This is a genomic window from Bacillus sp. DE0042 (assembly GCF_007680225.1).
Lineage (GTDB): Bacteria > Bacillota > Bacilli > Bacillales > Bacillaceae_G > Bacillus_A > Bacillus_A wiedmannii.
In genome coordinates this window covers 111109-123026 of sequence record NZ_VEJP01000003.1, presented here as the reverse complement: position 1 = coordinate 123026, position 11918 = coordinate 111109, and the positions used below count along the sequence as shown (strand labels likewise).

Annotated in this window: 13 protein-coding genes and 1 pseudogene; 8 read left to right on the top strand and 6 right to left on the bottom strand. The window is 33.5% G+C overall.

The annotated features are described in order from the left end of the window. Nucleotides 1-17: 17 nt before the first annotated feature. The 7 genes from FS802_RS14585 (at nt 18) to FS802_RS14555 (ending at nt 6561) form a co-directional block, all read left to right on the top strand. Entirely contained in the window at nt 18-2252 is a 2235-nt protein-coding gene (locus FS802_RS14585) for a hypothetical protein (RefSeq protein ID WP_098878865.1), read from the top strand. 10 nt (nt 2253-2262) lie between these two features. Beyond that, nucleotides 2263-3327 carry a cell adhesion protein gene (locus FS802_RS14580; RefSeq protein WP_098707616.1) on the top strand — a complete coding sequence of 355 codons (1065 nt, stop codon included), beginning with the start codon at nt 2263-2265 and terminating at the stop codon, nt 3325-3327. An 11-nt stretch (nt 3328-3338) separates the two neighbouring features. Continuing rightward, nucleotides 3339-3719, top strand: a complete 381-nt coding sequence (locus FS802_RS14575) for a hypothetical protein (protein WP_098707615.1) — start codon at nt 3339-3341, stop codon at nt 3717-3719. A gap of 13 nt (nt 3720-3732) precedes the next feature. Then, nucleotides 3733-4677, top strand: coding sequence for a hypothetical protein (locus tag FS802_RS14570; protein WP_098707614.1), 945 nt, complete (start codon nt 3733-3735; stop codon nt 4675-4677). Between the two features lie 2 nt (nt 4678-4679). Further along, a complete protein-coding gene (locus FS802_RS14565) occupies nt 4680-4859 on the top strand; it encodes a hypothetical protein (RefSeq protein WP_098707613.1) in 180 nt (59 codons plus the stop codon). Nucleotides 4860-4927: 68 nt separating this feature from the next. Next, a complete protein-coding gene (locus FS802_RS14560; protein ID WP_098707612.1) occupies nt 4928-5425 on the top strand; it encodes a phage holin family protein in 498 nt (165 codons plus the stop codon). Between the two features lie 77 nt (nt 5426-5502). Next, on the top strand, nt 5503-6561 hold the full coding sequence (locus tag FS802_RS14555; RefSeq protein WP_098878863.1) for an N-acetylmuramoyl-L-alanine amidase: 1059 nt from the start codon (nt 5503-5505) through the stop codon (nt 6559-6561). Nucleotides 6562-6712: 151 nt separating this feature from the next. Here the strand turns inward: FS802_RS14555 and FS802_RS14550 are convergent, their stop codons facing one another. Continuing rightward, on the bottom strand, nt 6713-7222 hold the full coding sequence (locus FS802_RS14550) for a hypothetical protein (protein ID WP_098878862.1): 510 nt from the start codon (nt 7220-7222) through the stop codon (nt 6713-6715). A 365-nt stretch (nt 7223-7587) separates the two neighbouring features. On the opposite strand from FS802_RS14550, the pseudogene FS802_RS14545 reads away from it, so the two are divergent. After that, nucleotides 7588-7917, top strand: a pseudogene (locus tag FS802_RS14545) (N-acetylmuramoyl-L-alanine amidase); the annotation flags it as partial. A 225-nt stretch (nt 7918-8142) separates the two neighbouring features. On the opposite strand, the gene FS802_RS31545 reads toward FS802_RS14545, so the two are convergent. From FS802_RS31545 to FS802_RS31080, 5 genes are all read right to left on the bottom strand, one after another. After that, nucleotides 8143-8475 carry a hypothetical protein gene (locus FS802_RS31545; protein WP_141545924.1) on the bottom strand — a complete coding sequence of 111 codons (333 nt, stop codon included), beginning with the start codon at nt 8473-8475 and terminating at the stop codon, nt 8143-8145. A 25-nt stretch (nt 8476-8500) separates the two neighbouring features. After that, on the bottom strand, nt 8501-10168 hold the full coding sequence (locus FS802_RS14535) for an EndoU domain-containing protein (protein ID WP_098707608.1): 1668 nt from the start codon (nt 10166-10168) through the stop codon (nt 8501-8503). Between the two features lie 3 nt (nt 10169-10171). Beyond that, nucleotides 10172-10528: a DUF3958 family protein gene (locus FS802_RS14530; RefSeq protein ID WP_048563293.1), complete on the bottom strand. Its 357-nt coding sequence runs from the start codon at nt 10526-10528 to the stop codon at nt 10172-10174. Nucleotides 10529-10569: 41 nt separating this feature from the next. After that, nucleotides 10570-10845 (bottom strand): TIGR04197 family type VII secretion effector, encoded by a 276-nt coding sequence (locus tag FS802_RS14525; protein ID WP_048563294.1) that lies wholly within the window; start codon nt 10843-10845, stop codon nt 10570-10572. 797 nt (nt 10846-11642) lie between these two features. Next, a partial coding sequence (locus FS802_RS31080) for an excalibur calcium-binding domain-containing protein (RefSeq protein WP_186367214.1) occupies nt 11643-11918 on the bottom strand: 276 nt, incomplete at its 5' end.

Here is an 11918-nt window from a genome sequence, read left to right as displayed (position 1 = left end):
AAGGGGGAAAGCAAAGAATGAAAGAAAAGGTTTATTTGCTTGCTACCCCTTCTTTATTTATAAAAGAAAAAAACTATACCGTTTCTATTACTTCAGAATCCAATTTTGAAAAGAGCTATTGTGTAGCACTTTCAGTCACAAACCCTTTTGGAAAAAATGAACACGAGTTTCCAGTAAGTATGCCAGCAAGTTCAAGAGTTAAGGCTGTTACAGAAGATGATGCAGAGATATTTGCTACAAAAAGAACAACTAAAATTAAAGGCGTTTTCTCTGATATTGTGGAACAAGCTAGTCGGCAAGTTAGAGAAATTGAAGCAAGTACGACTTCTCTAGACAGTTCCATTTCAAAACGTTTGATAGAATTTGATATGGAAGTTTCTGATATACAAGATTCCAAGCAATTCAGATGTTTTCCCATTGGTATAAACATTGATGAGGAAGCATTGCAACATGAGCGGATTTTTAAAATGAATCATATCGTGGATGAGCATGTTAATCGACCTTTTAATACACATGAAATTCTTATTGCTAACGAAGAGGTGCTGCACCGTGCTACAAACGAGCACGAAATGAACCTAGTAATAAAAGAAGAAGTTCTTCATAAAAAAGTGCGCGAATTTGCTGTAGATGTAGATGAATTACCAGAATGGGTTAACGTCGCACGCGTTCTGTATGGAGAAAATTTTTATGAAAGTATCGTAGCAGCACGACAAGAAAAGGAAATAAAAGCTGCAACAATCTCTGTTGATACAAGCAATATCACAATAAATGAACTAGAAGCGATCAATATCAGTGACGCGGAATTAGCAGATAGATCTATTAGAGAAATGATTGGTTCATATGAAGAATATGAAATATTTAATGGTCAAGGTATACCAGTTTATTTACCCGATTACGATTTGTTCGCTCGCATCCAGAGAGAGTTATCGGCAAACTATGTTGAATTATCTACAGGAGATAGAGATGCCTTACATATTAATGGGGAGGATATTTCATTTGAATTGGTAGATCGTTCTATATCGGAAATAGGCAGTTCACTTGTAGATTCAGAAACTTTACTACGAAAAAAAATAGAAATGGATTTAATTGAAATAGATTTTAATCAATCTAATAGGGTGACTAACGAGATAAAAGCTAGAGAAGCTTTTCATGAATATGCTGAAAGAAAAAACAAGTATCATGAAACCGAAAAAATGAATGAATCAGAAGCCAATAGGGTGACTAATGAATTTATCGCAAATGATGTTGCACATATGGAGTTAACAACCCCCAAAGGTCGTGAGTACGGTGTAAACATGGCTGATATATCAGATAGTTTAAATGTTAATCGTGAATTTAATACAGGTAATATTATTGAAATCGATAATGGAGATAGAAATATCAAAGACGTTTGCAGCGTAATTAATAACACTGTAGCTACAGATAAAGTAATTGCAACAGTTTCTACAGATTACATAGAAACGGATCCAGTTAATAAAATTACGAAAGATATCGTCACTGTCATTACAGAAAACGAATTAAGCAATCGCTTTGATACAAAAACTATTGTTTTTGAAGAGACTTTTTCATTAGCAGATAGAAACATCCTACAGATAGATGCAACGAGAGAAGAAATGGATTTGTTCGAAGGTTTGGGGATTCCAGTCTATTTACCTGACTTCGACATGTTTTCACGTATTAAAAGAGAATTCATAACAGAAACGGCTTTGTCCGAAACAATGAACCGACCAGAAATAAATATCCCATCAAAAGTTGTTGATACTGTTGATATGGTGCGCCCTATACAAGAAATAATGACGGATGTGTCCGGTGCAACAGAATTTGAAAGACCGCTTTTAGAGCTAGATTCACAAATTGTTTATGAGTATGATGCAGCTGATACACCTGCAAAGAAAGCTTTAATTCATGAACAGGATTTATTTGATACTTCTCGTCAATTTGAAGCTGATGAAATAACAGGTGATACGTTTGATAGAGAGAGCACTATAGAAACTGTTGTGAACGAATCTGAACAGCTTAACAGACAAATAATTATCGAAAGCTCAATTATAGAGAATGATAGTTTTAAAGTGAACATGCTATTTGATGCCACTTGTATAAAATTTGAACATTTCATAGTTGATAATATATATAACGCTGAAATCATTGAAGGCAATGAAAATAAAAAAGTTATAAAAGAAGATCCAAAGCTATGGTTGCGGCATAGTCGTCAATCTTGGTGGACGAACTCAAATTGGAAGAAAACGAGATAGGATGGTGAAAATGGAATTAGTTTCTTTATACGAAAAAGAAAGTGGAAAAATATTTAAGGATGATTTTGATTCCATACATCCTCGGTGGATCATGTCTCCGGCAAGTGCATTTGATATTTCTGCTGAAAAGAGTTTTTTACGAATAAACCATGATGCCAGCAAAGATGTTTTACTATTAGTTGATAAACCTGCAGGTGACATTGCAATACAAGTAACTGCAGATTATCAGCCAACTGTAGAAAATGATAATGGTGGACTACTCATATACCAGAATGCTGATAACAAAATTGAATTCCTTGAATCTTATTCAAAAACTAGTTCAAAGGACCATACAGAATGGTTAGCTGTATCACAAGGTAATCAGTGGGATTTTTACAGTAAAACAGATTCTAATTTTGATTATGCTGATAGCGACAAATTAGAAGCTAATAAGATTGGAATAATCTTAAAAAAAGGCATAGAAAACCAATACAAGCCATTAAATGTTGATCGTATTATTGTTACTGCAGGTAATAAATTAAAATTACGACAACTCTTTCCTGGGAGCATAGTTGTATTAAAAGATGATAGTGGAACCATCGTTTTTAAAAGTGTAGTAGTGCAAAACAATACAGGTATAGATATTGTTTTACCATCACTGGAATTTAAGGGACAATTAGAAATATTTGACGAAAAAAACATGCTAATCGCTACAAAGAAAACAATCTTTTATGGTGGCGACATATATAATATGGGTTCTCCTTTAAAGATTTTAATGCATGACAAAGAATTAAACGATACAGATCCAACCCATTTAGGGAATATGGTAGAGGGCCAAAAAGTTATTCGAATGTCTGTGCAAAATGAAAATATATCCGCTGTGGCCAATTTAAAAATATCTGTCCAACAATACATGGATAAGGTCGGAGTTTCCTGGGCAGATGTTTCACTAGATGGTATTAATTTTTCAAAAGAAATTTCTATCGGTACGTTAGACCCTCAAAACTCTAAAGAATTCTGGGTTAAAGTTGTTAAAGACTATAATTACATGGGCCTTGAACCAATTTATTTCAACATTAAACTAGCACATGATTAGGTTGTGATGATATGGGAACTAAAATGAAAATTAATAGATTCAAAGGGGAAACAGCAAATTCAAATCCAACATTTGTTGAAAGAAAAGAACAAATTTTTATAGAAAAAGGGCAGGTAGAATATATACCGATTAATATTGGATTCAACAAATATGATATCCGAACAATTAAAGTCATAAATGATAAAGATTCCGAAACGGTCGTTACAATTTTTGATAAAAAAGAAGATGGAGATCAAATATACAAGAGTCTCCAAGAGAAGAAAATATACGATATATTAGCAATACCAATTGAAGATAAAGATAATACTGCAGCCGCTCATGTTTTTGTTGAAAACAAAGGAGATTCGGCTGCTTTATTTTCTTTAAATTTAAAAGCAGTAAGTTTATCTTAAAGGAGAGAACTATATGACTAATAAAATTTTTAATCGCTTTGAAGTTGCACGAAAAGACATCTTCCAAACAGTTATTGATGAGATGCTTCGAGTGGGATGGGTACAAAAAAATAAAGGAGACTCTTCTGAAAATAACTTTTTCGTTATGTATTCAGATGGTAATGATAATAAGAAAAATATATTCTTTGAACTTATCCCGTTTGATGGAAGAAATTCTGAATCTTCCCCATCAACAAACTCTAGTTATGATATTAGAAAATCAAACTACGCAGATCCATTCTTTCGCTTTTCTGAAGGATACGATGAACACACAAGTAGACGGATAAATATAACTGACTCCAATCCTTTAGGCTGGTTTTTTGGCAGAAGATATAACACCGGTTTTACAAAGGGAAAAGGACCAACTTATGATAAGGATGCAATTTTTGAATTATACGTCTTTGCGGATAAAGAACGTGTTATCGTTGCTACAATTGCACCAGAATATCTATCCGGTTACAACGTTGTTTCATATATAGGCGTTCCGGATGATCTGTATTTAAAAGAATCCCATGAACCATTTACAAGGGCAATATATGCAGCATCAACAGCTTTCTCCGGAGTAACTGCTAATTCTCTGGCGCAGCAAAATCAAGGTTGGATGTTTGCGGGTCCTGAATCATTTCCTTCTTCAACTAAACCATATAGATTCACCACAAGTCATTTTACGCCTTTGAAGAACCCGACAATTGATAAATCATATATTTTGTCTCCTATTTTTGTAGAGACTAAGGATGAAGGTGTCCGAGGACGATTAGATGGAATATTTTATTTAAGCGGAACAACGAATTTATCACAAGGAGACTTCATTGAAATTCCAACCGATGAAGGGATACAAAAATATAGATATTTAGCCTGTGTTAGTAATGTGGCCAACACTTTTTCGTTACCATCAGATATTGTAATAAGGGTTTCTTGATTATGGCTACTTTTAAAGGAATGATATTACGTAATTATCTAACTGTAGCCAATAGGAACGCACATACACGGAAGGGAGCATTTTTACCTAAAATAGAAACACCTAATAATCAACAAAATCATGCCATGAAACGACCAAGACAAGAGCCATTAGAACATTCATGGAAAAAATTAAATACGTAAACAAGAGAATCCAAGCGTGCAGCAGCAGGCTTTTTTATTTTGGCCAAAATTTGAAAGGAGGTGAGAACTTGGAACGAATTCAAGAACTTATCAAGGCATTGAATATATCTGATGTAATTACAAGTACTCAATTTAAAGTGGGTGGCATTATAAGCGGAGGACTAGGAACATTAATTAATTTGCTATATGGTAAGGCGAATGTAATTTGGATTGGAATCTACTGCTGGATTATCATGTTAGACTGGATTACTGGCAGTAAAGCTTCAAAACTAGATGGCACATACTCATCACAATATGGAATTGAGGGCATCACGAGAACCATGGTGCTTTTATCATTACCGGCTCTTGCACATTTATTCGATATTGCTCTTAAACTACCGGATTTCTTTTTCTTCATGGTAGTTGGTGGATTGAGTTATCACATTTTTAATAGTTTCGCTGCAAACTGTGCACGAATCGGCTGGGAAAAGTGGATTCCTGCATGGTTGCTAGAAAGTGTAGCATCCGAAATTCAAGCAAAGATTCAAAGATCTGATGCAAGAAAAGAAAAACAGCAAAACAAATAAAACTATATGCCTTACATAAGGAGAGCATTGTCAAAAGACGGTGCTCTTTTTGTTTGGCCAAAAGGGGAAAATACACAATGAAAAAAACATTGAAAATATTTAGTTCATTATTCATGACTCTATTGCTCTTATTTTCTTTCGCTACGGCTTCTTTTGCCGATAGAGTACTAATTATCCAAGACTTACCGAAACAAGCATATCGCTACGGTGTAGGCGCTTATGAGGGCGTTGTAGCACATAGTACTGCAACACCAGAAGCGCCAGCAATTAATATTCAAAAGTATGAGTCTCGTACATGGCGTTCTGCTTTTGTTCATTATGCAGTGGATTGGGACGAAACAATCCAAATTGCTGATACAAAATATATCGCTTATGGTGCTGGACCAGCTGCTAACAAACGATTTGTTCACGTAGAACTTTCTGAAACTAGTAATCTAGCGAAATTTAAATCTTCTTACGAACGTTATGTAAAACTATTAGCTAAGATTTTAAAAGATAGAGGAATTCATCCAAGCAAAGGTTTATGGACACATAAAGATATTACTTACAAATTAGGTGGAACCGACCACGAAGATCCGCTTGATTATCTTCGCAGTCATGGTGTATCGGAATCGCAATTCAGAACGGACGTACAAAAGGCGTATGATGGCGCAACTGTTACAGTTAAACCAAAACCACAAGAACCTTCTCGACACGTTATAGGAGTAACAGGAGTGGCTTATATCGATGGATATAATGTAAACCTTAGAAGTGGGCCATCAACAAATTACGGTATTATCCGTCAATTAAGTAAAGATGAATCATATCAAGTATGGGGAAAACAAGGTGAGTGGCTAAATCTTGGTGGAAATCAATGGATTTATAACAACCCATCCTATATTAAATATCAAGGTGAACAAACGTCTGCTGCAAGTTCTGTATTAGGTAAACGTGTTGTTTCTAAAGCGGACAACCTACGTTTCTATGATTCTCCTTCTTGGCAGGATAAAGATGTTGCTGGTACATTAGATGCAGGCTTAGGATTTGCAATTGATAAAAAAGTAAGGGTGAATGCTTTTCCACAATATCGTGTACATAATTCTAAAGGGAAGACATTTTATATTACTGCTAGTGAGAAGTATGTGAGTGTGAAGTAATAGTAAAGCCGACTCAAATTGATATGAGTCGGCTTTGTTAATTGCAACTTTATTCTTTACTGTTTATAGATTCTTTTAGTGTTTCAAGTGTCTACTTTAACCATACTATAGGTGTTAAATTTAAACAGTGTATTTAATAATATGTTCTCATTTAAATGTTCAATTTATTTAATAATTTTTCTATTCTCTTTAATTCATTATTACTCTGTTCTACAAGATATTCATCAGGACATTCTTTCAATATATCAAAAAAGTTTTCTGCTCCTTTTAATAAAGCTAATAATAATTCATCTTTATTAAAACATGTTTTTTCTCCTGCAATAGATAATAAAATTTGCTCTTGCGAAATAACCTGCATTTTTACCTCTAAAGGTTGGTCTGGAAAATAAAAACTTACATCGTTTTGATTTTCAAACAATTCTTCAATTGCATTTATGAAATATGACCATAACTGATCAATCATATCCCATTCTTTAAATCCTAAAATAGTATTTCCGTAATAGTTTATTATTATTGCACCTTCCATATAATCAAAATCAATAACTAGTTCTAAACATTTCGCGTTATCAAAATGTATGAAATATTCAAGAAAGTTACTTTCGATATTATCTAATGAAGTTATTATTTTATCATTTTTTATATATGATTTTACACTAATCATATTAACGTCTCCTCGGATTTCTATTTAGGATATAATTGTCCTATTCTGCCATTTTTAAATCCAACAATATATGTTATTCCATCTACTTTTCCCTCAATTTGATACATACCTTTTGTTCTTATTTCTATGAACGTATTAAGGAAGGGGAGTGCCCAGTATGTATGTCCATTATCTTACTGTTCTTCATAGGGCCCCTCCTGGGAAAATATTGCAGATATAATTATAACAATAAATGGTTAAAGTTTCCTTGGAAAAAATGTATTTTACAACAAATGTGTTTGTTATAGTTCTAAATAGGTAATGTAGTATAACGTAGAGGTGAAATACAAATGGGAAAGTAATAAATTGATGCTAATAATTTATATTATGCTGTATGGGTTGAAAAGGATGGTTGGTTAAATCTTGGTGGTGAACAATGGGTTAAGAACAATCCATCATATGTAAAGTTTAGTAAGAAAAGCAATGTGGATTTTTCAATTGTAGGTAAGCGTGTTGTTTCTAAAGTTGATAATCTACGTTTCTATGAATCTCCATCTTGGCATGATAAAGACGTGGCTGGTTCTGTGGGGGGAGGATTAGGATTTACAATTGATGCGAAGATAATTGTAAATGGTTCGTATCAATATAAAGTGCATAATAGTCATTGGCAAGTTTTCTATATTACGGCTAGTGATACGTATGTGAATGTGCGTTAATTTAACGAAAAAGGCCGCCTATTACGGGCGGTCTTTTTCGTGCTGTATGCAACATTATTTACTTGTTATTTTTTTCGGTGGTCAATTTTGTGTGCTCATTTAACCAAATGTCTATTAGATTTCGTAAAGTAATAGTTTCTATTTCAAGAGGGATTTCATCTTCATCATACTTATTAACTATGAAAGTTTTATCTTTTCGACCATCTACCCCAAAAATATTCGAACTTATTTTTTATGTTTTTCTTTTTCTTTAACCCATATTAAAATTAATTCTTTTAGTTCATCGGTTTCGATGTTGCAAGAGTAGTTTTCATCTTCTATATAACGATGGGTAATTTTTGTGAAGTCATTACGTATTTCTAAATCACAACTATTTCCACCTAATTCTAGAGAATCAACTTCGCAGTTCAATACTTTATTTATACGAGATAGCCAAAACACACCGTCACTATTTTGAATATCATTTTCTAAAAATTCCCCTACCAACGATATATTTTCAGGAAGTTTAATCATCAAAAGATTAAAAGGTCCTTGAAAAAATTCATATGTGTATTTCATATATTAAAGATCATCCTTTCAATGGTTAACGTAATGGAAAGGCCGAAATAACGCGATTCCTTGAATCAATGAACATCATAATTTCTATACCATGTGACGTTCTACCAATGTATCTATTACCTCGTCCCGTATATTCCCTATTATTATAAGCTTCTTTAACTGCCTGTAAAACTTCTACTCTATTCCAATCTTTTGGAAAAAATGAGGATTCAAACTCTTTAGGAATTCCATTAACCTCAACTTCAGCCTTGTATACCCCATGTTCGTTTGGTTCTTCTGTAATCGAGCGAATTTTCCCTTTAGATGGCATACTTTCATGATGAAATCCACCAGCTTCTCCTCTTCTATTCACGTTTCCATGAAATATATGTTCAACAGAACCATTGTTTTTATAAATGGAATTGGGGTGAGACTTAAATTTATCGAAGAATAAAAAAGTATCTTTGGCTTTATTAAAAGTAGTGTAATCAAATGATCTTAGATTAAGTGCATTGGTATCGGCAAAAGCAAATTGATTTTTTGGCATTAGAATATTATTCAACATGTCAACGCTTTGCTTATACTTATCTAAAGTTATTACGTTTTTCGTGCCTTGTATAAAATTTACACTTTCACTAAGTTTTGAGGTTTTGCCTAACGTTGAAACTTTATCTACACCTTTTGTTCCTACAAATAATTCAGCGATTGCTAATTTAACTTGCATCTCTACATTTCCATACCATTTAGCTCTGCTATTCCAATCTCCATTTACAACATCTTGATTCCACGAATCAGAAATAGCTTGTTCTACAGCAGCAAATGTTTCGTCGATGTGAGAAAGAGCATACACAGCACCCTCAACACTATCTATTGGATGTAAAATTGTGTTTAATATTCCTTTAAGTTCATCTAACACCGCTTCATTTTGCCCTTTTTTGTAGTTGTAATATTGCCCAATAAGGGGAGTGTTTTCTATCTGGTGAATAAACTTTTCGTACAACTGATCCATCGCTTCTACGTTATTTCCAACAGTATCTTTAAATTTATCGAACAACGATCCTTTTATAATACTGCTTTCTTCAGAATGACGGTTTTTTTCTTTTGTAATCGCTTGGATAGAAGTCGTCCACTCCATATTCAACCCTTGTGTACTAAATGTACCACTTGCAGGACTAAAGCCCTTTCCACTTTGGACTTCGGCAAGACCAGTAGCAATACTAGCTGCTAGTTGAAGGGCTGTGCTGTAGTTATTACTGGATGTATAATTGAATTCATATAAATGCTCTAGTTTTTCTTCAAGTTTTTTTCTCATCGCAACTAAGACTGCAACAATTGCGTCTATTCCAGGCATTGGCATAGCTACATCTACCGCTTCTATACTTGCAATCGATTGATTGATTTCCTGTATTTGTTCTCTTATTTCTTGTTCGATAACATCAGTTGAAGCTACCTTTGATTGAAATTGACTTGGAAAAGCATCATTCTGACGAATTAATTCTTCACATAAATAAATGATTCCTTGTGCTAAAGGACGAAAAGTTTGTACAAAAAATGATTTTGCACTGCTATATGTTTGTCCTTGTAGAACAGTATCAATTGCAAAAGCGTCAATCGACTGAATAGCTTGTTCCATACCTTGAATGGTAGCGGTACATACAGCGTTCATGCTTTGAGTTTGACTTTGTACTTCTCCCAAATACATATTTAAACTCATGCATTAAGCCTCCCTTGCTAATTGTTGTTGCTGGTAGGATAGGTCGTCTTCTAAATCACTAAGGTCTCGTCTTTCTTTAAGCAATGTTTCTTTTTGGTTTTCCAATTCGAATGTAAGTTTTCGTTCGATGTGTTGTGCTTCTTGACGCATATTCATAAAAAAATGAGATAATTCTCTATCGCCGTGCCAAGTTTCTAGAATTCGGTTAAATAAACGATTACTTCGATTTCTCCATTCGTGAAAATCTGCTTCCACGTGTTCTTGAGTTTGAATTGCAGATTGATTCCAATCCTGTTCTTTGAATACACTTTGTAATTTTTGATTCAATTGATTGATTTGTTTTTCAATATCTTGACTCATCTTTTTCCTCCTACCGTTTTACTTTTACGAAGGTGGTCACATTAGCGAAAAGTGTTGTGAAGTTCGTGATCCATTCTCTCAAACTCTTTAGCTACCGAATGAATATTATCGACCGCTTGTTGAAAGGCAGTGGAAAATTGTTTCGTAAAATCTAACATTTGTTGATTCGCTTCTTGTGCTTTGGAATTAACAGATAGTGTTGTACGCGTCGCCTTTGTTATAGGACGATTTGTTGCACTTTGGATGGTATCCGACGCTGCTCTCATCTGCGTAGCGATTTGTTGTGCCGATTGAAAATTACTTTGAAATTGTCCCATCGTATAAACCCTTTCTATATTTCTATGAACGTATTAAAGAAGGGGAGTGCCTAATATGTATGTCCATTATCCTATTGTTCTTTATAGGAACTCTCCTGGGAAAATATTGCGGATATAATTATAACAATAAATGGTTAAAGTTTCCTCAAAAAAATGTATTTTACAACATATGTGTTTGTTATAGTTTTCAATAGGTAATGTAGTATAACGTAGAGGTAAAACACTAAGGGGAAAGTAATAAATTGATGTTAATATTTTAAATTATAATGATATTTTTCAAAAGAATAGTTTTATGAATAAAAATTATTATCTGGTTTTATATGTAGATAATTATATATTGATTTTCATCTTTATAAATGTTAGGGTAAATATACACCGTTTCTTATTTATCTATGAGTACTGTCTGTAGAACGAATAGAATAAATTGAAAAAGATCCCCTTTTGCATTCATATGCAGAAGGGGATTGTTATTTTTATGAGATTTAAATTTACTTTTAGATAATGCCTTTAATATTGGATTTATGATTTTACTCCACAAACAAAATGCGTTAAATATTGAATGAGTGACCTTCATAAAGGTAGAATTTCTTTTTAATTTAAATACCTACTTTTTATATACTAGTTATATTTTCACAGTAGAATTTAGTACCAGTTCTTATTAGGATTAATTTGTTTGCAGAATCAGATTCAGCTTACTTTAATTGCTCTATCTGTTGTAACCATGCAATTGTATAATAACTCACGAACAAAACCTTTTGGATATAGCAGTAACTATCATAGAGAATAATAGTATTAGATTATTTTTTTTCGCAAGCAAATCCGTCTTTATCACGATCTAACTTAGCGCTGTATGCCGGATGAGAAGATGGTACTCCATCCGGATGTTTTTTACGTAATTCTGTACAATTTGAGAAACTTTCACTAGCACCGCTGTTATTAATGGTAGATTTATTAGTTGATTCCTCTTGTTTTTGAGCTTCCGCAAGTTTACGTTGTTCCTCTTGTTTTTGAGCTTCCGCAAGTTTACGTTGTTCCTCTTGTTTTTGAGCTTCCGCAAGTTTACGTTGTTCCTC

What these genes read in the sequence shown, in the direction of transcription:
- FS802_RS14585 (WP_098878865.1), top strand. Translation starts at nt 18, where the DNA reads ATGAAAGAAAAGGTTTATTTGCTTGCTACCCCTTCTTTATTTATAAAA.
- FS802_RS14580 (WP_098707616.1), top strand. Translation starts at nt 2,263, where the DNA reads ATGGAATTAGTTTCTTTATACGAAAAAGAAAGTGGAAAAATATTTAAG.
- FS802_RS14575 (WP_098707615.1), top strand. Translation starts at nt 3,339, where the DNA reads ATGGGAACTAAAATGAAAATTAATAGATTCAAAGGGGAAACAGCAAAT.
- FS802_RS14570 (WP_098707614.1), top strand. Translation starts at nt 3,733, where the DNA reads ATGACTAATAAAATTTTTAATCGCTTTGAAGTTGCACGAAAAGACATC.
- FS802_RS14565 (WP_098707613.1), top strand. Translation starts at nt 4,680, where the DNA reads ATGGCTACTTTTAAAGGAATGATATTACGTAATTATCTAACTGTAGCC.
- FS802_RS14555 (WP_098878863.1), top strand. Translation starts at nt 5,503, where the DNA reads ATGAAAAAAACATTGAAAATATTTAGTTCATTATTCATGACTCTATTG.
- FS802_RS14550 (WP_098878862.1), bottom strand. Translation starts at nt 7,222, where the DNA reads ATGATTAGTGTAAAATCATATATAAAAAATGATAAAATAATAACTTCA.
- FS802_RS31545 (WP_141545924.1), bottom strand. Translation starts at nt 8,475, where the DNA reads ATGAAATACACATATGAATTTTTTCAAGGACCTTTTAATCTTTTGATG.
- FS802_RS14535 (WP_098707608.1), bottom strand. Translation starts at nt 10,168, where the DNA reads ATGAGTTTAAATATGTATTTGGGAGAAGTACAAAGTCAAACTCAAAGC.
- FS802_RS14530 (WP_048563293.1), bottom strand. Translation starts at nt 10,528, where the DNA reads ATGAGTCAAGATATTGAAAAACAAATCAATCAATTGAATCAAAAATTA.
- FS802_RS14525 (WP_048563294.1), bottom strand. Translation starts at nt 10,845, where the DNA reads ATGGGACAATTTCAAAGTAATTTTCAATCGGCACAACAAATCGCTACG.